Source organism: Acinetobacter calcoaceticus (assembly GCF_016508255.1).
Taxonomy (GTDB): domain Bacteria; phylum Pseudomonadota; class Gammaproteobacteria; order Pseudomonadales; family Moraxellaceae; genus Acinetobacter; species Acinetobacter calcoaceticus_E.
In genome coordinates this window covers 1-25,645 of record NZ_JADVKT010000006.1, presented here as the reverse complement: position 1 = coordinate 25,645, position 25,645 = coordinate 1, and the positions used below count along the sequence as shown (strand labels likewise).

General features: G+C 38.3%; 28 protein-coding genes, 1 tRNA gene and 1 pseudogene. 20 read left to right on the top strand and 10 right to left on the bottom strand.

Annotation, left to right across the window (positions count from 1 at the left end; genetic code table 11):
• Positions 1 to 53: 53 nt before the first annotated feature.
• From I5515_RS12455 to I5515_RS12445, 3 genes are all read right to left on the bottom strand, one after another.
• Positions 54 to 1,325 carry a sensor histidine kinase gene (locus I5515_RS12455; RefSeq protein ID WP_199967355.1) on the bottom strand — a complete coding sequence of 424 codons (1,272 nt, stop codon included), beginning with the start codon at positions 1,323 to 1,325 and terminating at the stop codon, positions 54 to 56.
• Positions 1,326 to 1,714: 389 nt separating this feature from the next.
• Positions 1,715 to 2,278, bottom strand: a complete 564-nt coding sequence (locus tag I5515_RS12450) for a DUF2939 domain-containing protein (RefSeq protein WP_199967353.1) — start codon at positions 2,276 to 2,278, stop codon at positions 1,715 to 1,717.
• Positions 2,279 to 2,602: 324 nt separating this feature from the next.
• Positions 2,603 to 2,689 (bottom strand) — tRNA-Leu (locus I5515_RS12445).
• A gap of 182 nt (positions 2,690 to 2,871) precedes the next feature.
• Between I5515_RS12445 and queA the strand changes: the two genes are divergently transcribed.
• From queA to secF, 7 genes are all read left to right on the top strand, one after another.
• A complete protein-coding gene (queA, locus tag I5515_RS12440; protein ID WP_199967351.1) occupies positions 2,872 to 3,909 on the top strand; it encodes a tRNA preQ1(34) S-adenosylmethionine ribosyltransferase-isomerase QueA in 1,038 nt (345 codons plus the stop codon).
• A 232-nt stretch (positions 3,910 to 4,141) separates the two neighbouring features.
• On the top strand, positions 4,142 to 5,170 hold the full coding sequence (locus I5515_RS12435) for a hypothetical protein (protein ID WP_199967349.1): 1,029 nt from the start codon (positions 4,142 to 4,144) through the stop codon (positions 5,168 to 5,170).
• 84 nt (positions 5,171 to 5,254) lie between these two features.
• The gene (locus tag I5515_RS12430) at positions 5,255 to 5,824 is read left to right on the top strand and encodes a LemA family protein (RefSeq protein ID WP_199967346.1); all 570 of its coding nucleotides are present in this window, start codon (positions 5,255 to 5,257) and stop codon (positions 5,822 to 5,824) included.
• A 153-nt stretch (positions 5,825 to 5,977) separates the two neighbouring features.
• Positions 5,978 to 7,111, top strand: coding sequence for a tRNA guanosine(34) transglycosylase Tgt (gene tgt / locus I5515_RS12425; protein ID WP_004638765.1), 1,134 nt, complete (start codon positions 5,978 to 5,980; stop codon positions 7,109 to 7,111).
• Positions 7,112 to 7,208: 97 nt separating this feature from the next.
• Positions 7,209 to 7,538, top strand: coding sequence for a preprotein translocase subunit YajC (yajC, locus tag I5515_RS12420; RefSeq protein WP_003655131.1), 330 nt, complete (start codon positions 7,209 to 7,211; stop codon positions 7,536 to 7,538).
• 51 nt (positions 7,539 to 7,589) lie between these two features.
• The gene (gene secD, locus I5515_RS12415; protein WP_199967344.1) at positions 7,590 to 9,491 is read left to right on the top strand and encodes a protein translocase subunit SecD; all 1,902 of its coding nucleotides are present in this window, start codon (positions 7,590 to 7,592) and stop codon (positions 9,489 to 9,491) included.
• A gap of 8 nt (positions 9,492 to 9,499) precedes the next feature.
• Positions 9,500 to 10,465, top strand: coding sequence for a protein translocase subunit SecF (gene secF / locus I5515_RS12410; protein ID WP_199967342.1), 966 nt, complete (start codon positions 9,500 to 9,502; stop codon positions 10,463 to 10,465).
• A 63-nt stretch (positions 10,466 to 10,528) separates the two neighbouring features.
• Here secF and coaBC read toward each other — a convergent pair whose 3' ends face one another.
• Positions 10,529 to 11,782 (bottom strand): bifunctional phosphopantothenoylcysteine decarboxylase/phosphopantothenate--cysteine ligase CoaBC, encoded by a 1,254-nt coding sequence (coaBC, locus tag I5515_RS12405; protein WP_199967340.1) that lies wholly within the window; start codon positions 11,780 to 11,782, stop codon positions 10,529 to 10,531.
• 112 nt (positions 11,783 to 11,894) lie between these two features.
• On the opposite strand from coaBC, the gene radC reads away from it, so the two are divergent.
• Both radC and I5515_RS12395 read left to right on the top strand, forming a co-directional pair.
• Positions 11,895 to 12,602: a RadC family protein gene (gene radC, locus I5515_RS12400; protein ID WP_199967337.1), complete on the top strand. Its 708-nt coding sequence runs from the start codon at positions 11,895 to 11,897 to the stop codon at positions 12,600 to 12,602.
• 61 nt (positions 12,603 to 12,663) lie between these two features.
• On the top strand, positions 12,664 to 13,575 hold the full coding sequence (locus I5515_RS12395) for a bestrophin family protein (RefSeq protein ID WP_151964278.1): 912 nt from the start codon (positions 12,664 to 12,666) through the stop codon (positions 13,573 to 13,575).
• 4 nt (positions 13,576 to 13,579) lie between these two features.
• On the opposite strand, the gene I5515_RS12390 is transcribed toward I5515_RS12395, so the two are convergent.
• Positions 13,580 to 14,431, bottom strand: coding sequence for a PHP domain-containing protein (locus I5515_RS12390; RefSeq protein WP_199967335.1), 852 nt, complete (start codon positions 14,429 to 14,431; stop codon positions 13,580 to 13,582).
• A 44-nt stretch (positions 14,432 to 14,475) separates the two neighbouring features.
• On the opposite strand from I5515_RS12390, the gene I5515_RS12385 reads away from it, so the two are divergent.
• Genes I5515_RS12385 through mnmC form a run of 4 tightly spaced genes read left to right on the top strand, consistent with a single transcriptional unit; the run spans position 14,476 to position 17,797 of the window.
• Positions 14,476 to 15,090 (top strand): septation protein IspZ, encoded by a 615-nt coding sequence (locus I5515_RS12385; RefSeq protein ID WP_199967333.1) that lies wholly within the window; start codon positions 14,476 to 14,478, stop codon positions 15,088 to 15,090.
• 34 nt (positions 15,091 to 15,124) lie between these two features.
• Complete coding sequence (locus tag I5515_RS12380) at positions 15,125 to 15,427, top strand: YciI family protein (RefSeq protein WP_056483568.1); 303 nt, start codon at positions 15,125 to 15,127, stop codon at positions 15,425 to 15,427.
• Between the two features lie 4 nt (positions 15,428 to 15,431).
• Positions 15,432 to 15,899: a hypothetical protein gene (locus tag I5515_RS12375; RefSeq protein ID WP_199967331.1), complete on the top strand. Its 468-nt coding sequence runs from the start codon at positions 15,432 to 15,434 to the stop codon at positions 15,897 to 15,899.
• A 23-nt stretch (positions 15,900 to 15,922) separates the two neighbouring features.
• A complete protein-coding gene (gene mnmC / locus I5515_RS12370) occupies positions 15,923 to 17,797 on the top strand; it encodes an FAD-dependent 5-carboxymethylaminomethyl-2-thiouridine(34) oxidoreductase MnmC (RefSeq protein ID WP_199967329.1) in 1,875 nt (624 codons plus the stop codon).
• A 36-nt stretch (positions 17,798 to 17,833) separates the two neighbouring features.
• Here the strand turns inward: mnmC and I5515_RS12365 are convergent, their stop codons facing one another.
• Positions 17,834 to 18,148, bottom strand: a complete 315-nt coding sequence (locus tag I5515_RS12365; RefSeq protein WP_016137240.1) for a rhodanese-like domain-containing protein — start codon at positions 18,146 to 18,148, stop codon at positions 17,834 to 17,836.
• Between the two features lie 91 nt (positions 18,149 to 18,239).
• On the opposite strand from I5515_RS12365, the gene I5515_RS12360 reads away from it, so the two are divergent.
• The 3 genes from I5515_RS12360 (at position 18,240) to I5515_RS12350 (ending at position 19,841) form a co-directional block, all read left to right on the top strand.
• The gene (locus tag I5515_RS12360) at positions 18,240 to 18,728 is read left to right on the top strand and encodes a YajQ family cyclic di-GMP-binding protein (protein ID WP_005036089.1); all 489 of its coding nucleotides are present in this window, start codon (positions 18,240 to 18,242) and stop codon (positions 18,726 to 18,728) included.
• A gap of 35 nt (positions 18,729 to 18,763) precedes the next feature.
• A complete protein-coding gene (locus I5515_RS12355) occupies positions 18,764 to 19,258 on the top strand; it encodes a DUF4442 domain-containing protein (protein ID WP_199967319.1) in 495 nt (164 codons plus the stop codon).
• Between the two features lie 76 nt (positions 19,259 to 19,334).
• A complete protein-coding gene (locus tag I5515_RS12350; RefSeq protein WP_199967717.1) occupies positions 19,335 to 19,841 on the top strand; it encodes an ester cyclase in 507 nt (168 codons plus the stop codon).
• 66 nt (positions 19,842 to 19,907) lie between these two features.
• Here I5515_RS12350 and I5515_RS12345 read toward each other — a convergent pair whose 3' ends face one another.
• From I5515_RS12345 to I5515_RS12335, 3 genes are read right to left on the bottom strand one after another with little or no spacing between them, the layout of a single operon-like run.
• Entirely contained in the window at positions 19,908 to 20,324 is a 417-nt protein-coding gene (locus I5515_RS12345) for an acyl-CoA thioesterase (protein WP_199967317.1), read from the bottom strand.
• A 1-nt stretch (position 20,325) separates the two neighbouring features.
• The gene (gene trxC, locus I5515_RS12340; protein ID WP_199967314.1) at positions 20,326 to 20,763 is read right to left on the bottom strand and encodes a thioredoxin TrxC; all 438 of its coding nucleotides are present in this window, start codon (positions 20,761 to 20,763) and stop codon (positions 20,326 to 20,328) included.
• Positions 20,764 to 21,660 carry an alpha/beta hydrolase gene (locus I5515_RS12335; protein ID WP_199967312.1) on the bottom strand — a complete coding sequence of 299 codons (897 nt, stop codon included), beginning with the start codon at positions 21,658 to 21,660 and terminating at the stop codon, positions 20,764 to 20,766. It abuts the gene before it with no gap.
• Positions 21,661 to 21,850: 190 nt separating this feature from the next.
• On the opposite strand from I5515_RS12335, the gene I5515_RS12330 reads away from it, so the two are divergent.
• Both I5515_RS12330 and I5515_RS17670 read left to right on the top strand, forming a co-directional pair.
• Positions 21,851 to 22,186 carry a TIGR01244 family sulfur transferase gene (locus I5515_RS12330; RefSeq protein ID WP_002116083.1) on the top strand — a complete coding sequence of 112 codons (336 nt, stop codon included), beginning with the start codon at positions 21,851 to 21,853 and terminating at the stop codon, positions 22,184 to 22,186.
• Positions 22,187 to 22,339: 153 nt separating this feature from the next.
• On the top strand, positions 22,340 to 22,444 hold the full coding sequence (locus I5515_RS17670; RefSeq protein WP_413784476.1) for a lipoprotein: 105 nt from the start codon (positions 22,340 to 22,342) through the stop codon (positions 22,442 to 22,444).
• Between the two features lie 35 nt (positions 22,445 to 22,479).
• Here I5515_RS17670 and I5515_RS12325 read toward each other — a convergent pair whose 3' ends face one another.
• Complete coding sequence (locus tag I5515_RS12325; RefSeq protein WP_199967310.1) at positions 22,480 to 23,961, bottom strand: Ig-like domain-containing protein; 1,482 nt, start codon at positions 23,959 to 23,961, stop codon at positions 22,480 to 22,482.
• Positions 23,962 to 24,108: 147 nt separating this feature from the next.
• On the opposite strand from I5515_RS12325, the gene I5515_RS12320 reads away from it, so the two are divergent.
• A complete protein-coding gene (locus I5515_RS12320; RefSeq protein ID WP_199967308.1) occupies positions 24,109 to 25,479 on the top strand; it encodes a dihydrolipoyl dehydrogenase in 1,371 nt (456 codons plus the stop codon).
• Between the two features lie 11 nt (positions 25,480 to 25,490).
• Positions 25,491 to 25,580, top strand: a pseudogene (locus tag I5515_RS17570) (hypothetical protein); the annotation flags it as partial.
• Positions 25,581 to 25,645 lie beyond the last annotated feature (65 nt).

Sequence of the window (25,645 nt, the reverse complement as noted above, 5' to 3'; positions counted from 1 at the left end):
TCCTCGTACTCTCTTTTTAGTTATAGCAGTTCGAGTAGTGGTAGGAAAAGGGATTAGACTAATTTTGCTTCCGATGATGATTGATATTCGATATGAGGATCATGACTGTCTTGAGCCGAAGGTAATAAAACTTTAAATGTGGTTCCAACACCCTCTTTGGAACTGACATTAATTTTCCCCTGATTAATCTCGACAAAACGCTTACAAAGGCTCAAACCTAAACCCGCACCTTTTTCACCTGCGGTACCTTTGAAGCTGGCCGTAATACGTGGATGGAACAAATTCGCCATTTGTTGCTTGGTCATACCGAGACCTGTGTCTCGCACTGTTATTTCAATATTTTCGCCAGTTTGTTTGGCTTCAATAAAGACTTTGCCCGAACCATCAACATCTGTAAATTTCAGCGCATTTGACACCAAGTTTTGAATTACCGACGTCATCATATTGATATCAGCATAGATTTTTAAATCTTCTGGTACAGCATTCACCAATTCAATATTTTTCTTTAAAGCTAAGGTATATAAAACATCAAAAACGATATTACTGACTTGTCTAAGGTTAAAGTTAATCGGGTGATAAACAAAACGCCCACCCTCAGCCATCGCCCAGGTCAGTAAGCTTTCGAGTAAGTTATAGGTCGATTGCGAAGTGTCGTATAAATAATCTGCAATATTTTGAATGCTAGACTCATCTAAGGTTTCACGTTCTTTGGCGAGTACTTCTGAAAACCCGAGCAGTCCATGAAATGGCGCTCGTAAGTCATGCGAAATAATCGAGAAAAATTTAGTTTTACTTGAGTTGATCGCAACCTGTTGCTCGTAGAGTTCATTTAATTCTTCATAATTAAATTTCAACTCGACTTGCTGCATAAAAGTAGAACAGTAATCGAGTAATAATTGAATATCATCATCTTCAAATGTTGCTGCATCATCATCGAAAAAGACAGCAAAGCCCATAGAGGTTTCATCAGGATGCAAAAGATGCACAGCCAACGCCCTGCTGCACTCGATGTTTAGTTCTTTTAAATAGTTGGTCAAATTTTGATAGGAAGGATGTGCGTGATTAATCACCTGTTGTTTGGCAAAGCACTGCTTTAAATGTTTCGAAGGCTTAAACGAGATTGCCGTCATGCCTTCTGGACAACGATGCCAAAAGTAAGGTTCTTGATTAAAAGTTAATAAGGCTTTTTTACACTTCAAAAGTCGAAGACTAAATCGGAAAAATTGCTCAATGTAGTTCTGCTCGGCATTTAATCCAAGCAACAGAGAGATTCTACAAGCACTTAACTGCTCAACCTGATTTAGTTCTAAACGCTGGAATGTCATTGCCCGCCTCACAGATTTTGTCGTTTTTGGTCGGAAACGCTCTTAAAAAAATGTACTTATAATCATTATGATCTACTACAAACTTTAACACAGTACATAAAAAGAGCAACGTTCTTTTCGAAATAGAAATGTGAAGTTTCAATTAAAGGTTTTCAGATACATAAAGTGGGTATGCTTAAGAAAAATACAACAAATGTTTGAAGGTAAAGAGTTGTAGCATGTTAGAAATGCGAGTTTATAAATAGCAAAAAATAAATAGTAAGTATTCCTTCAAAAAAAAAGACCAATAACTTGGCCTCTTTTCAAATTATTATTTACATTAATGATTTTAACTATCTTGTACATTATAACCATACAGCTGAATACCAGCTCCCATAACCCCCGTGTAGTTATGGCTCTAATTTTTGTTTAGCCTTTATCTGATCCATTGGTAGAACAATCTTTTTTACTTTCCAGCTCAAACCATCACGCTCCATAATGATTTTCACATCCTTGTCATTCTGTTTATTTCTAAGAGTTACTTCAAACATATTCATTGATAAATACCGAGTTCTGTATTCTATCTTTGGGTTATCTGTTTTTTCTTTAGGCGTATCTTCTATATTATCAGTTAAACTTTTTCTAAGATCTTTCCCTTGCAGCATCAAGGTCATACCTTCAGGTGTTACTACCGCATCGACCATCTTTTCGGCCAAAGTTGAAGCCATCATCGCACCTAAAGCTTCCCAACCATCGGCTTCTTTAGTCTTGAGCTCTTTTAGCATATAAGCATTCATCTGATCTTTAAGACTTTGGCGTACGCTTGTATAGTCAATATAAGCAGAAACCTTTTCACTATCATTCTCTTTCAATGCATTCTTAATACTATTTAAGATGATATAAGGCGAAGCGTATAAATACCCCAAAATTAAAATGATTAACCCGAAGATAACCCCTATAATTTTTTTATTCATAATTTACTCTCTAATTGTAAAATAGTAGGTAGAAAAATAATCCTACCTAAGTGATATACCGCATCTTCTCTTTTATATTCTACTGAAAAGTCACAGCTCAAGACGTTGAATGAAGAATAGATCTGTCAATTCCACTAAAATTATAGATCATCACCTATTCTCATGAATCATGTCCCAAAGGAAATTTCATAAGAGATCTAAGCTTTGCTATAAATTAAGCATTAACAATAAAAGATAAAATTAATAGGTAATCATTTTTAATTAAACAAAAAACCCCTAAGCCGTTAGCTTAGGGGTTTTTGTAGAATCTTACGATTCTGAATATGGTCCCGAGGGTCGGACTCGAACCGACACGTCATCTCTGACAGCGGATTTTGAGTCCGCCGCGTCTACCAATTTCACCACCTCGGGAGAGGAAGTATGTTTGTGTTGCGTATATTAGCGCGTTTGTAAAACTTGTCAAACCCTAAGTGAATATTATCGTTCACTTTTAGATCATTTAAACATTTTTCATGATTTAAGCCAGAAGCACAGCCATAAAAAAGCGAAAAAGTTTATACTAGGCCCAATTTTTGCGGTGTTTTTTCTCAAATATGCAACTGTCTGACTTTTCCTTTGAATTACCCGATGAACTTATTGCCCGTTACCCTCTTGAATCACGTAGTGCTTCACGGTTGTTACACTTAGACTCAAAGGGTCAATATCACGATCACATGTTCACAGACATTATCGATCTGTTCGAAGAAGGTGATCTGTTAGTGCTCAATGACACAAAAGTCATGAAAGCACGACTTAAAGGAAAACGTTCTACAGGCGGTGCTATCGAGATTTTAGTTGAGCGCATGCTGAACCACACCACAGCATATTGTCATATTAAATCAAGCAACTCACCTAAAGCAGGTGCGGAGCTTTATGTGGGTCCAGATAACATTCCAGTGATTGTACGTGGCCGCCACGAAAATTTATTTGTGGTTGAGTTTTCACAGCCAATTTTGCCGGTACTTGAGCAATATGGTCAGTTACCTATTCCGCCTTACTTTAACCGTGAAGCAGAAGAAATTGACACTGAACGCTATCAAACGGTTTTCCATAATCCAGAAAAAATTGCCAGTGTTGCAGCTCCAACTGCAAGCTTACATTTTGATCAAACACTTTTAGAAAAATTAGAACAAAAATACGTTCAAAAAACTTTTGTAACTTTACACGTGGGTGCCGGCACATTTATGCCAGTTCGTACCGATGACATTACTAACCATGTCATGCACAGTGAATGGTGTGATGTACCTCAAGAAACCATTGATTTAATTTTGGAGACTAAGGCACGCGGCAATAAAGTGATTGCCGTTGGTACAACCGCAACACGTGCTTTAGAAAGTGCAGCTCAAGCTCATGGTGGTAAAATTGCAGCTTGGACTGGCGACACGCAAATCTTTATCTATCCGGGCTATGAGTTCTGCATCGTAGACCGTTTAATTACTAACTTCCATTTGCCAGAATCTACTCTGCTCATGTTGGTGTCAGCACTTTCAAATCGAGACAACATTTTGGCAGCCTATGAGCATGCAGTTAAAAGTCGCTATCGTTTCTTTAGTTATGGCGATGCAATGCTGGTTGATAAATTAGAAGTTTAAAAACTAAGGCTGGGTTAAACCATATTGGCTAATTAAAAGGTTTAACTCAGCCCAAATACTTACAATAAAAAATAATGAATTTAGCTCTATGAGTTGCAGAAATTTATCGAAAAAACTCAAGCATCAAATTTTTGAAGACAATTTCTTAATTTAAAAGCATTTAGTATTTATCTCTTTCAATTTAAAAGATAATCTAGAAATAGCTCTTTATGATAATGAACTTATTAATTCCATGCCAATCGATACAGTACAAGAAGCTCTTCATATAAGGCGTAAAAAAAATACACAGGTTTTTCGCAATATTGCTCGACTTTGGGATGCTGGACAAAAATCTCATTCAGCCCAAGATCTTTTAGATGCTTTACATCCATGGCGTGAAGATCACAACCTTCGCTTTTTTAATGTGCTCCCCTATTTACTCGCCATTTGCAGCATCATAATATTAGGTTTTGGTTATTTTCTTCATCCACATATTCAATATATTTGGAGCTTTTTAGGTGCCTTTTTAACAGGGTTTCTGGCGTATTTACTATATCAATCTCAAGAACCTTTAACGCAAGTCATTCTTTATCTAGAACAGCGTATGGTCATTTTACGTTATGGCTTACAGTTTCAGCAGCTACCAGCCTATCTTCCCATTCATGCTCAGCCTGTTTTAGTTCTGAGTAAATTAAAACAACATTTTCCGCTGTTTAACCGAGGGAGTGAATCTAACGAAATTACTCATTTTGCTTCGGCTACATGGAACGATGGAGTAACCGATCATCAAGTCTTGCTGTTTCAATATCATTACGTTAATGAAATCCCTATTATCCAAGACCCAAATAGCGATAAAAAAATTATAAAAGAAATTCATAAAGATTTATGGGGTGCTTTTATATTTCAAATGCCTGCTTTGGGTATTGCTGTTAGCAATCAACGTTCTCGGTTTTTTACTCCCTACAGCAGTAAATGGCAAAGTAGTGATATTTTAATTAACCAAGAACTTAATATTTGGGGGGTTAATCAACACCAGTTGGCCAAAGAAGTCAGTCCGAGCTTAACTTTAAAATTAAATGATTTTTTTCAGCACTTTAAAGGTGATTTAATTTATCATCACGAAGAACAAATTTTGTGTTATCTGGGTGAGCAAAATCTTTTTCACACCACAAGTAAGCAAAGTGAAATTCATGATGTTTCAGCATTACGTGGACACTTACGTACCATGACCATGCCGCAATATGAAAAATTTCAGCAATTAATGTTGAACTTAATTAAATAAATCTCCGGTATTACTTCATTGTCGACTCATTAAAAAATGAGAAGCCAAAAAGTACACTGAGGGAATAACAATAAGGAACTGACCATGACTGGTTTATTTATTTTCTTGGGGATTTTTGTTGTACTGATCGTCTGGGGCGTTCAGATCCGTAATACCATCGTACGTTATTTTAATGCGACTAAACGTGCTTGGGCTGAGGTTGTCAATTTTGAGCGTCAAAAAGTAAAGACTTTGGAAGCGCTTGAGACAACACTTAATCAATATACTCACTTTGAAAAATCGACATTAGAAAAAGTTACCGAACTACGTCAGCAAATTCTTAATTTAAATGTGAATAATACTGATATTTCTCAGCTCCAACAAATCGAGAAAATGAGTAAAGAACTGATTCGCAGCTTAAATGTTGTTGTTGAAAACTACCCTGAACTTAAAGCCGATTCACTCTATAGCAAGATGATGGATGACATTCAGGAACAAAACGAAAATGTAGGTGCAGCTATTACCATTTTTAATCGTAATGTTGAATTATTTAATAACCAAATTGAAGTATTCCCTAACAATCTCATCAATACATTAACATTGTCTAAAAAAGCGATTCGTCCTTTTAAGGATAATCTTGTTAATGAAAATTTTGACTATAAACCTAATTTTTAATAGGAAAAAAAGAGTCTATAACCTGCCTAAAATTTTATCTATTTTATAGCCAGCTACATTTAGTAGTAGAACTACGTCGCAGAATCAAGGAAAATAGCTCTCTTTTTAGCAGCGAACTGTTTCTTCGCCTCTGCTCGTGTTCAGGATTTTTAGATGAAGTTTGAAAAATTAGGTCAGTCGGGGCGCGCCCGTCGTGGTCGTTTAACTTTAGAGCATGGTGTTGTTGAAACACCTGTTTTTATGCCAGTGGGGACTTACGGCACAGTCAAAGGTATGCTACCGCGTGATATCGAAGACATTCAGGCACAAATTATTTTAGGAAATACCTTCCATTTATATTTGCGTCCGGGTCTTGAAGTGATTAAAGAACACGGCGGTTTGCATAACTTTATTAAATGGGATAAGCCTATTCTGACTGACTCTGGCGGTTTCCAGGTTTTTAGTCTTGGCGCAATGCGCAAAATCAAAGAGGAAGGTGTTACTTTCCGCTCGCCGATTGATGGTTCAAAAGTATTTTTATCGCCTGAAATTTCTATGGAAATCCAGCAGGTTTTGAACTCTGATATCGTCATGATTTTTGATGAATGTACACCTTATCCTGCAACGCATGAAGAAGCACAAAAATCATTGCAGCTTTCTTTACGCTGGGCAAAACGTTGTAAAACTCATCATCATGATGAGCTTAAAAATAAGAATGCTTTATTTGGCATTATTCAAGGCGGCATGTATGAAGACTTACGTGATGAGTCTTTAAACGGCCTTCTTGAAATTGGATTTGATGGTTATGCGATTGGTGGTTTGTCTGTAGGTGAACCTAAAGATGAGATGATCAAAGTTTTAGATTATCTACCAAGCAAAATGCCACAGGACAAACCGCGTTACTTGATGGGCGTTGGTAAACCGGAAGATATCGTTGAAGCGGTGCGCCGTGGTGTCGATATGTTCGACTGTGTAATGCCAACCCGTAATGCGCGAAATGGTCATTATTTTGTCACTGATGGTCTTGTACGTATTCGTAATAGTAAATATCGCCATGACCAAAGTCCGCTCGATCCGCATTGCGATTGCTACACTTGTAAGAACTTTACCCGTGCTTATCTATTCCATCTTGAGAAATGTGGAGAGATGTTAGCGTCTATGCTCGGTACCATTCACAACTTACGTTATTACCAACGTTTAACTGAAGGTATGCGTGATGCATTAGAGAATGGCACATTTGACGAATTTGTTCAGGACTTTTATGCCCGTCGTGGTTTAGAAGTTCCACCATGTCCGGTTGATGAATAAGCCCGATTTGCGCTCAACCTCAAGACAAGGTAAATTGCAAAACGAATTAGGATTATGTCAGGTATCTGACTCATATTTTTAACTTTAGGAAATCAAAATGAGCTTTTTAATTTCTGCTGCACATGCAGCACCGGCAGCTGGCCCAACTACAGGTATTTTGCCAAACATCTTGATGATTGTCGTATTCGTTGCAATCTTTTATTTCTTAATTTGGCGCCCTCAAGCAAAACGTGCGAAAGAGCACCGTTCTTTAATCGAGAGCTTAGGTGTAGGTAGTGAGGTTGTGTTCGCTGGTGGTTTAATGGGCAAAGTGACCAAAATTGAAGGTGACTATGCAGTTGTTGAGCTTAGCCGTGGTGTAGAAGTAAAAATTCAGCGTGCCAGCGTAATTTCAGTATTACCTGAAGGCACTCTAAATAACCTTTAATCATAAAACAGTCGTGCTTTAGCACGGCTTTTTCATTTAAGAAGAAAGCGAATGCGTTACCCTGCATGGAAATATTTACTGATTCTGGTTGTTCTGGTAATCAGTACATTATACGCACTGCCTAGTCTATATCCGGATGAGCCCGCCGTTCAAATTTCCGGTGCCAAAGCTGGCACCCAAATTGATCAAAGTGTGGTGCAAAAAGCAGAGCAAATTTTAAAAACAGCAAATATTGCAAGTCACGATAATACTTTTACAAATAATGCTGCCCTATTGCGTGTCAGTTCGTCTGAAGCACAGTTAAAAGCAAAAGAAGTATTACGCCGTGACTTAGGTGATCAATATGTTGTCGCCCTAAACCTTGCACCAACCACACCGGAATGGTTGCAAAAGATTGGGGCAAAACCAATGAAACTTGGTTTGGACTTACGTGGTGGTGTCCACTTCTTGCTTGAAGTAGATATGGATAAAGCCGTTGCCCAACGTATGGAAACCTCTGCCACCGATTTGCGTCGTCAGTTCCGTGAAAACAAGATTAATTTTAACAACCTTGCGTTAAATAATAATGTGATCACTGTTCAATTTGCTGACAATGCTGATCGTGATGCAGCAATGAATTTTTTACGTCGTAATGGTAATGAATATACCCAACAGGCGTTAGCGAGCACGACAGGTTCTACCTTAAAGCTCACTTATACCGATGTACGTCGTCAAGAAATTCAGGCATATGCAGTAAATCAGAACTTAACAACACTACGTAACCGTATTAACGAACTTGGTGTTGCAGAAGCATTAGTACAAAGTCAGGGTAGCAACCGTATTGTCGTTGAATTACCGGGTGTTCAAGATACAGCAGAAGCTAAACGTGTTTTAGGTCGTACTGCTAACCTCGAATTCCGTTTAGTATCTGACTTAAATGATCAATATATTGACCCATATACAGGTAAATATAATGGTCAACCTTTACCTCCGGGTACAGAGGTTTTCGCATATCAATCTTTAGATAGCGGTCGTCAACTTTTGTTGCAACGTAACCGTATCTTGACTGGTGAGCGTGTTCAAAATGCAAGTTCTGGCTTCAGCCAAGACTCTGGTGGTGCCGAAGTAAATATTACCCTTGACAGTGCTGGTGGCAAGCTGATGTCCGATGCAACTCGTAATGCTGTTGGTAAACGCATGGCGGTATTGTTCATCGAAAATAAGCAAAAAATCACTTATATCACAGACCCGAAAACTGGTGCACAAACAGAAGTTCGTACACCTTATACTGAATCTGTAGTCATTAATGCTGCAACAGTTCAAGCCGTTTTAGGTTCAACTTTCCGTATTACTGGTTTAAGTTCTCCTCAAGAAGCATCAGAGCTTGCATTAATGCTACGTGCAGGTGCTTTGGCTGCACCAATGTACTTTGTTGAAGAACGTGTGGTTGGTCCAAGTCTTGGTCAAGAAAACATTGATAAAGGCGTATTATCAACTCAAATCGGCTTCTTGCTTGTTGCAATATGGATGGTCGTTTTCTTCCGTCTATTCGGTTTAATTGCTAACTTTGCACTCGTTGTTAACTTAGCAATGATTTTAACTGTCATGTCATGGATTGGGGCTTCCCTCACCTTACCGGGTATTGCGGGTATCGTTATTACCATTGGTATGGCTGTCGATGCGAACGTATTGATATGTGAACGTATTCGAGAAGAAATGCTCTGGGGAGCATCGCCCAAACAGGCCATTGTGGCCGGTTATGATCGAGCCTATAACACGATTTTTGACTCGAACTTAACGACGTTCCTCGTTGCTTTCATTTTGTTTGCAATTGGTACAGGCCCGATCAAAGGTTTCGCCGTAACATTAATGATTGGTATCGTGTGTTCGATGTTTACTGCAATTACAGTGACTCGCGCAATTGTACAAATCATTTATGGTAAACGCCGTAATTTGAAAAAGTTGAGCATTTAAGGAGATCGATGATGACTAAAGTGACTCAACAAGATTCAAAACAATATGGTCGTCCGGATGATGCAAAAATCATCCCGTTCATGAAAATTGCCAAACCTGCGGCAATTTTCTCGATCCTTATTACGTTAGCGAGTATTTTCTTTATTGCCACTAAAGGTCTTAACCTCGGTTTGGACTTTACAGGTGGTGTTTCAGCTGAGCTTAACTATGCTCAACCAGCAAACCAGTCTGAAGTCATTCAGGCACTTGCTAAAGCTGGCTTTAAAGATGCAGTAGTACAGACACTTGGTAGTAATAAAGACTTACTTGTGCGCATGCCTGTACAAGAAGTTAAAGTTGAAGACCTCAATAATGCCATCACCAAGGCTGTACAGTTGCCAAACAATGCCGCAGAAGTTCATAAAGTGGACTCTGTAGGTGGTCAAGTAGGTAACGAGCTCTATGTTCGTTCTGCTGGTGCTGTTGCACTTGCACTTATTTTAATGTTGATCTACGTGACCATCCGTTTCGAGTTTAAACTCGCAATGGGTGCCGTAATGTCTTTATTCCACGACATCATCATTATTATTGGTGCTTTTGCTTTATTTCAGTGGCCGTTTGACCTTACGGTTTTAGCTGCGGTACTTGCTGTTATTGGCTTCTCGCTTAACGATAACATTGTAGTTTCCGACCGTATCCGTGAAAATTTCCGTAAAATTCGCGGAGCAACTCCTCGTGAAATCGTCGATATTGCCTTAACCGAAACTTTACGTCGTACCATTCATACATCAATGACCTTATTGCTTGTAGTTCTAGCAATGATGTTCTTAGGTGGTGATGGTCTACACTGGTTCGCTGTGGCAATGTTTGTTGGTGTTTTTGTAGGTACTTACTCTTCAATTTATATCGGTACAGCTTTTGCCTTGTGGCGTGGTCTTAACCGTCAGGACTTCATCATTCAGGTTAAACCTGAATTTGAAGATGATATTCCTTAAGTTGTCGAAAGTAGATCATAAAAAAAACCGCGATTCATTCGCGGTTTTTTTATTTAAAACATATTATTTACGGCGTAATGCATCCGAAATTGCTTCAACCAACTGTTGAGAAATTTCTTGTTTAGACGCTTTCTCTAACTCACGCTTTTTCATGTGATAGTTTTCAGCAAAGAAAACCGTCATAGCATTTTCATCAGAAGCAAAACCAATATCCGCACGTGACACATCATTACATGCAATCATATCTAGTTTTTTAGCAACCAGTTTTCCTGCCGCATATTCTTCAACATTTTGTGTCTCAGCCGCAAAGCCCACCATAAATGGACGTTTCTCCTGACCCGCAATGGTTGCCACAATATCTGGATTTTTTACAAGGGAAACATTCAACTCATCCCCTGCCTTCTTAATTTTATGCTCGGCAACTTCTGCTACGCGATAGTCTGCGACTGCAGCAGTTGCAATGAAGATATCACAGCCTGTTTCTAACGAGCCCATACTGATATCTAACATTTGTCTTGCTGAAGCAACATTTACTCGTTTTACACCATTCGGTGTATCTAAACTTACAGGTCCAGCAATCAGAGTCACTTGAGCACCAGCGGCGTAACAGGCAGCGGCTAAAGCAAAGCCCATTTTACCGGTACTGTGGTTCGAGATATAACGAACAGGGTCAATCGCTTCACGTGTTGGCCCAGCGGTAATAACAACTCGCTTGCCAGCCAACAACCCAAATTTTTCAGCGATTGCACGTTGAGCTTGATGGAAATAGCCAGCGACTTGCCTTGCAATTTCTTCTGGCTCAGGCATACGGCCTAACCCAACATCACCACACGCCTGCTCACCCGCATCCGGCATAATCACATGTACGCCATCTTCGACTAAGGTTTGTAAATTTCGCTGAGTTGCTTTGGCAGCCCACATTTGCTGGTTCATGGCAGGTGCAACCCAGACAGGAGATTTTGTTGCCAAAAACACTGTACTGAGCAAATCATCTGCTAAACCATTCGCAAATTTAGCCAATGTGTCACAGCTTGCAGGTGCAACCAGTAATAAATTAGCCCAACGTGCTAATTCAATATGTCCCATTCCTGCTTCAGCCGCAGGGTCTAAAAGTTCAGTATGAACTGGATTACCAGAAAGAGCCTGAAAAGTTAGCGGGGTAATAAATGCCTGAGCACCATGTGTCATGACTACACGCACGTCAAAACCATAATCTTTAAGGCGACGGACTAAAATGGCACTTTTATAGGCAGCAATTCCGCCCGTAACAGCTAAAACGATGTTTTTATGAGGAATAACACTTAGATCAAAGCTCACGAACAGGATACCTTACTGTTGCAGTGGCGCTCACAATAGCATTAAATACGCGCAGACCCAAGATTGATTGGGCAAACAAAATAAATTTTTTAAGCAAATTACGCTGGGGAATATGAATACTTCTATTAAAAATTGGCCCGAACAAGAGCGGCCAAGAGAACGGTTATTACAGCAAGGTCCTCAAAGTCTCTCTGATGCAGAACTATTGGCGATTTTTCTTCGCTCAGGTTCACGACAACACTCAGCAGTCGAATTATCACGTTTACTCATTCAGCACTTTGGCAGCCTAAATGCAGTATTTGATTCATCGTTAAGTGAGTTAACTCAATTTAATGGAATTGGAGAAACGAAATATTCACAATTGCTGGCAGTCAAAGAGCTGGGACGGCGTTATCTTAATCATCACTTTCAGAAAAATAATCTAAGCCTTCATTCTTCTGATTTAGTCTTAGATTATTTACGCTATGAATTAAAAGGCGAGAAACAAGAAGTCTTTGCAGTGCTGTGTCTAGATCCAGAATTAAGAAAACTTCATTTTAAAAAACTCTTCTTTGGTTCAATGCGGCATTGTGCAGTCTCGGTCAATCAAACTTTACGATACGCCTTGCAACAACATGCTTGCCAGCTCGTTATTGCACACAATCATCCATTTGGTTCAGCACAACCTTCTGCCGAAGATATTGCCTTAACTCAGCAACTGGAACATGCATGTCAACTTGTCGAAATACACCTCTTAGATCATTTTATTATTTCTCCAGAAGGAAGCTTTTCATTTGCTGAACAACAACTGCTCAACCCAACAGCAATAACAGTTCAATAATATTGACAAAGCTTACCTAAGCCTAGAAGATCAAAACAAAAATAGTGATGCTTAAAATAAAATGATTGTTCGTGATCAACCTAGTATTTTTAAAGTTTTATTCTCTTGGCGAGGGACGATTTTACCAAAAATTCTTCCCTCTCTAGGTGTTGTTATGTTGATCTCGTCAATCATTGGTGGCGTGGAATATATCAACTTGTATCGATTTCCAGAAATTCCTTTGGTTGGCTTTACACTCATTGGTGTCGTACTTTCTATTTTCTTAGGATTCAAAAATACTGCATGTTATGACCGTTGGTGGGAAGCCCGAAAATTATGGGGTGTTTTAATTGCAACTTCACGCCATTTTGACCGTGACTGCCGGATTTTGACTCAGGCTCGTCGAGAGCGTGTCATTCAACATGTAATTGTTTTTGCTAACGTGTTACGTGATCGTTTACGTCGTCAAACAGCGAATCCAACTGAGTTAATACAAACCAGTGGTATGAGCCAGCAAGCACTCACCCAACTCTATCAGCAAAATAATGCCCCTCAGTACACCCTTAGCCTCATTCACTGGGAATTGTTGCAAGCGCTTAAAGAAGGTGAAATCTCTGACATCATCTATGCGCAAATGAATAAAAATGTTTCAGATTTAAGTGTCGTGCAAACCGGATGTGACCGAATCGCCAATACGCCCATTCCATTTGCCTATTCAGTTTTGCTCAACCGCACTGTCTATTTTTTCTGTTTTATGTTGCCATTTAGTTTAGGTTCATTGCTTGGGCTAGCAACACCTTTACTGGTTGGAATTTTGGCATATACATTCTTAGGGCTTGATGCACTCAGCTCGGAAATTGAAGAGCCTTTTGGTACTCAGAGTAATGATTTACCTTTAGACGCCATGGTACGTAGTATCGAAATTGAGCTTTTAGGAACGCTAGGCAAACCTACACCTCCCCCAATTCAAGCTCAAGATAATAACTTACTGTAAAATCTTAGAGAAAACGCTCCCAAACACCTTGCTGATTAGCCGTTGGTTTAGGTGTATTTCCCAGTTTAATCCATGGCATATTTTCACCATGAAAATCACTGCCAATTGATACGGCTAACTGATATTGCTCAATCATCCGATCAACCATCTGGCGAGTAGATAAAGTTTCCATAGATGGAGGTAACTCAATTGCATCTCCACCTGAGCTTGCAAATAACTCAATTAAATATCGAACATTGGTTGCAGATAAATCATAACGAGTGGGGTGAGCTAAAACTGCAAGTCCTTTACTTGCATGAATCACATCAATTGTTTCTTTTAACCCTAATCCTTCGAACTTTACAAAAGCACGTCTTCCCTCTTTTAAGAAACGATCAAATGCTTGTTGAGGCCGGGTTACGACTTTCTTCTCGACCAATGTTTTAGCAATGTGAGTTCTTGTCACTCGATCGGCCTGATCTTCCACTTTGGCCAGAACATCCTCGTAAATCTGAAAACCAATACATTTTTCTAATAAATCGCAAATTACTTTAGCCCTTTGTGCCCGTACTTTTTTTTGTTGTTCTAATGCTTCTAAAATTGGTGCTTCATCTTGCATATTTAAAGCAACAATATGTACGCCATAACTCTTCTTCGTTGTAGGACGTGACCACTGACTTGAAATCTCTGTACCAGAAATTATTTTTAAATCATGACCTTGTGCGGCAATTCTAGCTCGCTGTAACCCATCCATTGTATCGTGGTCAGTTAAAGCCAAAGTATGCAGATTCACATCGATAGCAGCTTGCACCAGTAATTCCGGAGACAAAGTTCCATCAGAAATATTGCTATGTGTATGTAAATCTATGCCTTGCATCTTTTATACTATGCCATTCACCAAACCTGATCAGATACTCTAACATGAAAGCACTTCTGGACTTTGTTCCATTAATTATTTTCTTCTACTTATATAAAACAGTTGATCCAACCGATGCACAGCATCCTTTACTTAAACTGATCGGGTCTGCTGGTGGTGCCGACAATAATAATATTCTTGTAGCGACTACTGGCTTAATTATTTCAATGCTTCTGGTATATGGTGCCCTATTTGTTTTCCAAAAATTCCGTCTAGATAAACAACAATGGTTTGTATTATTTATGACCGTCATTTTTGGTGGCATCACTCTCATGCTAAGTGACGATTTCTATATCCGCTTAAAAGCTGCAATTTTAAATTTAGTTTTCGCAGGCGCATTTTTAGTTTCGCCTTGGTTTGGTAAAGAACGTAAGCCGCTCATACGACGTTTATTTGATCCTATTTTAGAATTAAGTGAAAAAGGTTGGAAAAATCTAAATTATGCTTGGGCAGTCATGTTTGTAGTGATGTCTTGTTTGCATGTGTTCTTCGCATTTTTATTTCACGGCGGAAAATATTGGGGCGAATTTACTGCATTTGGTGACATGATTGTGATGTTTTCATTTATCATTATTCAGTTCATTATTTTACGTAAGCATTTTAAGTCAACAGATGCTTAAAGTGGTTCCTGATTGATTATAGAGATACGATTACATGCCTTTTTTTGTTCTAAGCTGTACCGATAACGAAGGAACTCTAGAGAAACGCTTAGCAGTACGCCCTCAGCATATTGAACGTTTGCAAAAACTTGATGATGAAGGCCGCCTTGTTACAGCGGGAGCTATGCCAAAAGACCCTAATGATCTTCAAGCAGGTTTCTATGGCAGCACCATGATTGTTGAATTCGACAGTCGCGAAGCATTAGATGAATGGTTAAAAGAAGAACCATTTCTCAAAGAAGGCATTTATGCCCATATTGATGTAAAACCATTTAATAAAGCATTTCCAAAAGGGTAATCGCATGCAGCCTGCAATCAAAAGCTTTCTTGGCTTGTGTTTGATATGTTCAACTGCTGGAGCAGTTGAACCTGCTGCAACACCAGCAACACCTCCTCCAAGCGCGCCTTCAACTCAAGCCGCTAAACCCTCTCCTACAGTATCAACTGTTGGAAAAGCATTGACTACAACTCAACCACTTACAGCAGAACAGCTCGTAAAGAATAAACAACAGCAAGATGCAAAAATCAAAGCTTTAGTTCAAGATCAGGCTTCTCGCTTAAAACAATTAGAGCACGCCAATCTTGAAGCACTTGCCCAGAACCAAGAGTTACAGTTAAAAAATGACAGCCTCTCTGTTCAGGTTCAAGTCTTACAAAGCGAACGTAGTGCGCAAATGTTTTTATATGGCGCGGTTACCTTAGCGGGTGGCGTATTGCTGGGTTTCTTTATCGCTAGTTATATTCATACAAAACGTCGACGCCAGTGGTAAATCCAAGCAATCTATTAAACCAAATGAACGTATCAAACCGTATCCAAACAGCAGAACTGGACTGGGAATTAATCGATGGTATCGAGGTTCCCATTTCCAAACAATTCGGTGATGTCTATTTCTCTAAAGATAATGGCTTACTTGAAACACGGCATGTTTTTCTAAATGGTAACGACTTATCAGAACGATTAACCAATCTAAAAGATTTTGAATATTTTAGTGTAGGAGAAACTGGTTTTGGTACGGGTTTAAACATTCTTGCTCTCTGGCAACTTTGGCAACAAGTCCGTCCTGACAATCAAAGCCATTTACATGCAATTAGTGTTGAAAAGTTTCCATTAAGTAAAGCCGACCTTATTCGCGCTTTAAATGTCTGGGATGAGCTTAAACCACTTGCAGACCAATTAATTGAACAATACCCACTCCCTATTGCTGGATGTCATCGTTTAACTTTTCCTAATGAGCGGTTTAGCATTGACTTATGGCTAGGAGATGCCCAAGAGATTTTTCCAAGCATGGCTAAAACTAAAGCAGTAAATGCTTGGTTTTTAGATGGCTTTGCGCCCTCTTGCAATCCAGACATGTGGGAACAAAACGTTTTAAACAATATTGTCCGTCTTTCTGACTATGGCAGTACATTTTCCTCTTTTAGTGTCGCGGGTGTTTTAAAACGTGGGCTAAAAGCGCATGGTATTAGTATTTCTCGTCCACGTGGTTTTCGGCATAAACGGGAAATGCTTAAAGCCATCTGGCATCCACCTCAGTCTGATGATGAGCCCTCACAATTAGACCAAGTCTACTCATTGGACGAAGAGCAACAGCGTATTGCGATTATTGGGGCTGGCATAGCAGGTTTAACTACGGCATGGGCATTTGCAGCACGTGGGCATCAAGTCACTCTATATGAGCAAACAGAAGCATTATCTGGTGCTTCTGGAAACCCCTTGGCGTTACTTAATCCAAAACTATGTCCAATTGAACAAAGCCATGAACATCTCATGACTTTGAGTTGGCAACATGCCTTAAACTTTTATAAAAATTTTCAAGCATTCCGCTCACTTCAAATACAACAAATCGCATTGAAAAATGCAGATGAACTTCTCGATCTTGTAAATCAATATCCAGCTGATGTTGTTACCAACACAACGAACTCACTTGAAACTGCAAATTCAAGTGTTTTACTTACCGAAGCCGGTTCCGTTTCACCACATCAACTCCGTAATGAAATTTTGCAACATCCTTTAATTGATTTAAAAATTGCCAATATCACAGCACTGGTTTCTTTTGAAAACAGAGTCCAATTACAGACTGACTACGAAGTTATTGCAGAGGCAGACCATGTCGTTGTGTGCTGTGCTCGAGAAAGTGCTGCATTATTTGAAAACTATCCGCAGTTAAAACCAATACGTGGACAAGTGAGCTGGGTTGATAATACTTTTGCTCCCCTACCTTTAAACGAAGCTTATAGCTATGGCGGCTACTGTATGCAGCTTGATGCTTCACAGATGATTTTAGGTGCGTCTTTCTACCCAAATCGTGAAGATCAAGATGTACTCCTTGATGACCATGTGCATAACTTTGAATTAATCCACAGCGTATTTCCTGAATACGCACAGCAATTACCTTCTACATCCACTTGGCAAGGTCGTGCATCTATTCGTGCACAAAGCTTAGATTATTTTCCACTGTTAGGAAAAATGCAGGAGAATAGCCGGGTTGCTACTTTTGCTGGTCTTGGTTCTAAAGGCTTTCTATTTGCTCCGCTATGCAGCGAGATCTTAGTTGCCCAAATGTTAGGAGAAGCGTGTCCAGTAACGGACCGCTTATTACAAAAATTGAATCCGCAACGATTCCAGAAAAAAGTAAAGCCTAAAAAACCTTATTTCAAACCACAGTAATTCTCTTCAAAAAAAAGCACCCTAAGGTGCTTTTTTTTATGCGCCCTGCTCTAGAGGCAAGCCAGCATCACGAGCTGCGCGTGTCCCGCCCATCAGCACGACATATTCACGCGAGGCATCCAATCCTTCTAGTGTCTCAGCTGCACGAGGAGCTTTGCTACCACCACCACATAAAATATAAATCGGCTGACCCGCAGAGACCTGATTCAAAATATCAGCATTCAAATCATTAATCGGGCGATTTACCGCACCTTTAACATGCCCTTCTGCATAAGCATTTGTATCACGGACATCCCAGATAACAGCATTTTCTGGGAATTCAAATGTTGTAATTTCTTGTTTACGGATCATTGTGCACTCCTTTGATGTAAACAACACTTGGCAAATGAAGAAAACCCTCTTAGCATCTCAAATATTCTTTCCCTTTGTAAAGGTCTAAACTATGCCTTCTTTCGATATTGTCTCTGAATTAGAGATTTTTGAAGTTAATCATGCCGTACAGAACACACAAAAAGAGATTGCAACACGTTTTGACTTTCGTGGTCACGATGTTTCAGTTGAAATAAACGAAAAAAATAAAGAAATTAAAATCAGTACCGAAAGTGATTTCCAGTGTGAACAGGTTTATAACATGTTAGAAAATCATTTTTATAAACGTAAAATTGATATTCAAGCACTTGATCCACAAAAAGCTGCTGCTTCAGGCAAAAACTTTGTACAAGTCATTAAACTTAAAGACGGTCTTGACTCTGATACTGCAAAAAAAATTAATAAAGCCATTAAAGAAAGTGGCGTTAAAGTGCAATCTTCTATTCAAGGCGACAAAATTCGTGTAACGGATAAAAAGCGTGACACTTTACAACAAGTCATGAATTTTTTACGTGAACAACAATTCGGTGTGCCATTACAGTTTAATAACTTTAAAGATTAATATTTTGTCGTGACATTCAAAGCTAAGGTAATTCCATGTCTCAATCCAATCGTCTATCAAAACTGGTAAAAGCGACTTCAAAATTCCCTAAAGGCATTCGTAGTACGCTTTGGAGCAAGGCATTTGGTCGTATCGTACCAATGGTAGGTACAGCAAATATTCGCTATCTGGAAGTAGACTCAAACCACGTTACTGTCCGTTTAGAAAACCAAAAAAATATGCAGAATCATATTAAAGGAGTCCATGCTGCGGCTATGGCTCTTTTAGCAGAAACTGCAACTGGTTTCCTAACTGGTTTACATGTTCCTGATAACCGCATTTTATTAATCAAATCATTGCATGTAGATTATTTAAAAGTGGTTGAAGGTGGTTTGACAGCTACAGCAACGTTATCTGCTGAACAGCAAAAGTTTATTGCGGATAATGAGAAAGGTGAACTTGTGATTCCAGTTACGGTCATTGATGATGCTGGCAATGAACCAATCCAGTGCCAAATGCTATGGGCATGGTTACCTAAGCGCAAGAAATAATAACGAATCTAAAGTACTTTTAGATTTTTATTTGTCTCAAGATACAAAAGTTACTTTTTGTATCTTGAGGTCAAAAATGAAAAAAACACTGATTCTTTCCTCTTTATTCACCAGTTTTATATTTACAACAATAATTGCTCACGCAACCGAACCTACAGTTAAAACCAGTAAGATTACTCAAACCAAATCTGAATCCATAGATCAAGTAAACGCACAGAACAAAAAAATAGTGATCGACTTTTATGAAGGTGTCTTTTTAAAACATAAAGTCAAAGAATATGCGAATCGCTATATTGGTCAACAATATATTCAGCACAACCCTAATGTTCCAGATGGAAAAGCACCTTTTGTTAATTTCTTTACTGAGAAATTTCAAAAAAATCCACAAGCTAAGAATGAAATTAAACGGGCGATTGCTGAAGGTGATCTTGTCGTTTTACATGTTCATTCCACTGAAAATGAAAAAGATCGAGGAAGAGCAATTATTGATATATTTCGTCTAGAACACGGAAAAATCGTAGAACATTGGGATGTTATACAAAACATTCCAGAGCAAAGCAAAAATACAAATACGATGTTTTAATTCTAAAAATTAATCTTTTGTAATAAAAATTAAAGCCTGAATACGAATATTCAGGCTTTCTAAATTTTACTGAGTTTCTAAATACTTCTGTCTCGCTTCTTCAGGAATCTGACGCTTGTTACCTTTTACATCAACAGCAACAAAGGTAAAGACCCCTTCGGTAATACGAATTGGCGCACGAGAGTCATCATGACTATCCCAAACTTCAATTTGCATCTGGATAGAAGTATTTCCAACTTTTAAGATCTTGGTATAGCAGCTAATGACAAAGCCAACCTTTACCGGAACCAAAAAGGTCATTTGATTAATGGAAATCGTAGCGCAGCGGCCACGACTGAAACGTTCTGCGTGAATTGCTCCAGCTAAATCCATTTGTGACACAATCCATCCACCAAATACATCACCACTCCAGTTTGTATCTGCTGGCATGGCAATCGTTTGTAAGGATAAAATTCCTTCTGGTTTGGTATAAGCTTCTGACACCTTAGCTCCCGAAATTCGTTTGAAGTTGTTGATCGAGCCACTGCTGCAATTCAGGCGCACGTAATGCACCGCTAATACGCGCGACCTCTGTCGTTTTGTTCATTAAGACAAGTGTCGGAATACTTCTCACATGAAAAGCTTGGCTCAAGCGAGGAGATTCTTCGGTATCAATCTTGGCAAAAATAACGCCTGGATTCTGTTTTGCGACCTGCGCAAAATGTGGAGCCATCATTTTACAAGGTCCGCACCATTCTGCCCATAAATCTATAAGAATAGGTAAATCACTATTCGTAATGTAGTTACTAAAATTTTGCTCATTTAGTTCAATAGGTGCAAGCGGTAGTAATAGCTGATGACATTGCCCACAGCTTGGTTGCTCAGGAAGTTTTTCTTCCGGAACTCGATTTTTTGCACCACACGATGCACATACAATAATCATTTACATCACTCCTATATGCTGATGTAAAAATTCTAATTGGGTTATCACTGCTTTTTCAAACCATGAACCGTGATAGATATCAAAATGTTTCATATCCCACTCATGATAACTCACAAAAGGCGCAATATTTGTGGCAGCTTCACGACTTGATTCAATAGGAATAAGAGTATCATTTTGGGCTGCAATAAATAAAACTGGAATATTAATCTGGCGTACAACTTGAATTGGACGGTATCGCATCAAATTAAAAAAGACACGAGCCGGAACTTCCCCACTCCAATAATAATCAGGATTTACAATCGATAGATAGCCATAATAACTATCTGCAGTAGGCATAAAACATAAATTATGTTGATCGACGACAGGTAATCTTTTGGGATTAAGCCCCATTTTTGATCCCATATAATCCTGACTCGATAATTTCAATGCTTGAGGATAGCGTTGCAAAGGATAGAGCTTGGCAGTTTCAGCTCCATCCACATAAGGAATTTGTACTAAAATTGCCTGAATATTTTTTAATTCAGAAGCCAGACTCAGCGCATATCCCCCACTTAATGAAGTTCCCCACAGCACAATCCTTCGATTATCGACAAGCTTACAAGTTGAAGCATATTGAATAACTGTCTTCCAATCTTCTAACTGTGAATTAATAGAGACCATTTCTCTAGGCTTACCAGTGCTCCCGCCCCAATATCGATAATCAAACAAAATAACAGCGTAACCTGCTTGAGCGAACCGCTGTGCATATTGAACTAATTTAAATTGACGCAACGCAGCAAAACCATGCGCCATAATAATAACGGCAGATTTCTTATTTGTTTTTGGAATATAAAAATCAGCTGCGATCGTTTCCTGACCACATGGAACATATAAAGGCTCAACCATATAAGCGTGCATATGTGCTCCGTTGAAATAGAATATGAATAACCAATTTTAAAAATAGCTTGATGATCATTTTTAAAATTTATAGCTTAGCTATAAGACATAACTTTCTCAGTCAGAACAACACACGAGTGTCTTGTATCTCAGGTTAAGCTTAATGCTATGATACAGCATAAGAGGTTTTGTTAAATTTTGGAGTGACGAAATGTCAGATAATGTTGGTTTCGCAGGTCAAATTGGTCCAGAGCATGTTGGTCAAGTTGTAGAAAAAGGATTTAAATCGATTATTAATAATCGACCAGATATGGAAGGTGGCCCAGAACAGCCTACAAGTGCTCAAATTGAAGAAGCAGCACGCCAAGTAGGTCTAGACTATGTTTATCAGCCTGTAGTTGCAGGTCAAATTACGGAGCTTGATGTACGTACCTTTGCAAATCATTATAATGAACTTCCAAAACCTGTTCTTATGTTCTGTCGTACCGGAAACCGTTCAAACAATCTTTATCAATTAGCAAAGCAAATGGATTTGTTAGACGACTAATTTTTATAAATTAATATTCTATAAAACCCTATTTCTTCTTTAAAGTAGGGTTTTTTGATAACTTATTTTGCATATTTCTGCACGAATTCAACAGAACTAAAAATAATATTGATCTAAAGTATTTAAATCGTTTTGAATCATTTATTAATTTTTATGAATAAATTTATATTCGCTCTTTTGAGCTGTTTAATTCTTTCAGCATGTTCATCAATGCAGGTACGCCCTACAGTAGGTGTAAGTATGGGAACACACCTTTAAAAAAGAAGCAGCTTAAATGCTGCTTCTTTTTTATATTAATTACTATTTGAACAGTTTGGATCTATTCCATATGGGCTTAATATATTCGGGGCAATACGATCACTGACAGTAACATCCTTTTTCAAGTAATCTAAAGTCAAAGATGTAGATCCTTTAATCAAACTTCCCGAAACTGTAGATTTAGCCGTTAACTGAACAGTTAACCAAGAAGCATAAATTTTAGGATATTGAATCTTAAGATCAAAACGACCATTTCCATCTGTTGTATATTTATTATTGGTTGCAGATGTGCCTGCACTATTAATATACGATACAACTTGGACTGTAGAATTTTCTTTAAGCGGCTTTAATTGATTAACAACCTCACCGTTAACATTTACAGCTTGAACTGGTGCTGTACACGCTGACCTAATAACTGGTAGATATTCATCTGGTTTGCCGTCAGCTGGAGTAGAGGTATCAACAAAATCAAATGCCCCTTTATAGTAGGCAAGTGCATTAACGCCCATTATCACATCTTGATTTGCGATCGGTTTACCATCCACATCAGTCACTTGTACTGAAATATTTTTATAGTAGTAAACACCATCCGTTGAATCCTCCACCATCGTCGGATTATATGCTACAGCTATAGCTCCTACGGCTACTGGTACATCAGAATTAACAACATCAAGTTTATAAGTATAAACTTTCGTTGATTGACCAAAATTAGCTTCTAAAACGAGATCATCTGTCACAAATTGAGCAGCACTATACAATGAGGATCTTTGATTTTCACTAAAAGATAAAGTGTAGGTGATTTGACCATTTGCATCAGTTTGCGTCGCATTTGGTGTAAATCTAACGCCGTTTGACGCTGAGTTTTTAACTTTAAGCGTGATTGCTTGATTTGCTAAAGTTGAACCATTTGCATCTACAGCTGTTAATGTAACGGTTGTTTGATCACCTCTAACATTTAAAGAAGTTTTTGTAGCATCAAATAAAACAATACTAGTGGTATCAGCTTCAACAGTGCTATCACTACCCGTGACTGTTACGGTTTGTTCTTGAGTAAGCGTATCGTTATTCGTATAGGCTACTAATTTAAAACCATTTTTCACTAAATCATTTATTGAACTCGATGTTTTTGGTGTCTTTATAATGTATACAGCGTTACCTGCTGCATCTGTAGTTTGAATTGATGCTCCTTCTATAGTTACGTTATTTGTTGGATCCTGTACTTGCAATCTAACTTTAGCACCAGCAATGCCACCTTTATTTATATCTAAAGCTCTAACAGTAACCGTTAAAGTATCATTCGTCGCCGCAACTGATAATTTATCTAGCTCTATCTTTAATGCTGTAGCAGTCGCTTGTTGAGATCCAGAATTATTACTTCCAGATGAGGAATTACTACTATTTGATGAACCACTCTGGTAATAACCATCGCCGCCTCCCCCACCACAACTCGCTAACATAATTGATACAGCCATAGCCGACAACTTCAAGGTAAGTTGTTTTTTATACATACTTTTCATTTCCCCAATCTTTCCTAAAGGTATAAGATTTTTTAATTATTTATATTATTAGTGTAATCATATTCGCCACACTCTGTAAACATAAATTACATTGTGTTTTATTATGTAACTTATTAAATGCAAAATTCATAAATATTGGGATTTATAATGTTCGATATTATTATCATTGGCGCAGGTACTGCTGGTATTAGCGCATATAAAGAAGCCGTTAAATATACAAATAATATTTTAATTATAAATGATGGTCCATGGGATACCACTTGTGCCCGTGTAGGCTGCATGCCAAGTAAAGTACTAATATCTACAGCAAACCGTATGTTCGATATCCAAAATGCTCAAGAAGTTGCTTTGGATGTATCTGCAAAAATTAATACTGATCAAGTTATGCAGCACGTACAAGCTTTACGTGATCGTTTTACACAAGCAACTTTAAAAGATGTAGAACAATGGCCAACTGAGCATAAAGTTTCTGGTAAAGCATATTTTATTGACGCACAGACTGTGGAAGTTAACGGGAAACAGTACCAATCAAAAAGTTTTATTCTAGCGGTTGGTTCAACTCCTAATTATGATCAAACCTGGAAGCAAGAACTCGGTAATCGACTTATAACCACAGATCAAATATTCGAATTAAAAATACTACCTAAATCCATTGCCGTCATTGGTAGTGGTGTGATTGCTCTTGAGATCGCACAAGCCTTGCATCGTTTGGGCGTAGAAACTACAATCTTTGCTCGTAGTAAACGTATGGGAGTACTTACTAGCTCAAAACTACAACAACTTGTGCAAAAAGAGCTAGGCAAAGAGTTAAAAATTCTATTCGAGACTTTACCAAGTGAAGTTAAGTGTGACTCTGAGGGCGTTATATTAAATTATAAATTTGAAGAAAAAGCTAAAACGCTCAAAGTTGAATATGTTTTATCTGCAACAGGCCGTTCAAGCTTACTTGATACTTTAAAACTGGAAAATATTGATAACTCTTTCAAAGATATTAAATTATTACCTCTAAATGCAAAAACCAAGCAATTAAAGACCTATCCAATTTTTATTGTTGGCGATGCTTATACCTCCACACCATTACAACATGAAGCTGCACATGAGGGCAAAAAAGTTGTTCATAACTGTTTAAATTATCCACAAGTCAATCCAATTAAGACTCTCACTCCATTAGGAATTGTATTTAGTCATCCTGAAATGGCTATTGCCGGGCAAAGCTATAAACAACTAAAAGACAATGGGATAGACTTTATTACAGGTGAAGCCTCTTATGAACGACAAGGCAGAGCTATCGTTCTTGGAAAAAATAAGGGTGCTATTGAAGTTTATATAGATAAAGAAAGTCAAAAACTTCTCGGAGCTGAGTTATTTACCGAAGCAACAGAACATATGGCCCATCTATTAAGTTGGATTATAGGCGAAGGTTTAACTGTAAATGATATTTTAGAGAAACCTTTTTATCACCCAACTCTAGAAGAAGGTCTTCGTACTGCTTTAAAACATGCTCGTAGACAGTTATAAAGGTAATCTAATTACTTAATATTAATTTAGATGAGTATGATAATAATGACCTAAAATTTGAGTTTAAAGGCCCATATGTAGGCTTAGAAGCACATTTCTAAACCAGAATGAACGCATAATTTATCTCAAATAAAAAAAAGCTCATAAGAGCTTTTTTTTAATGTTT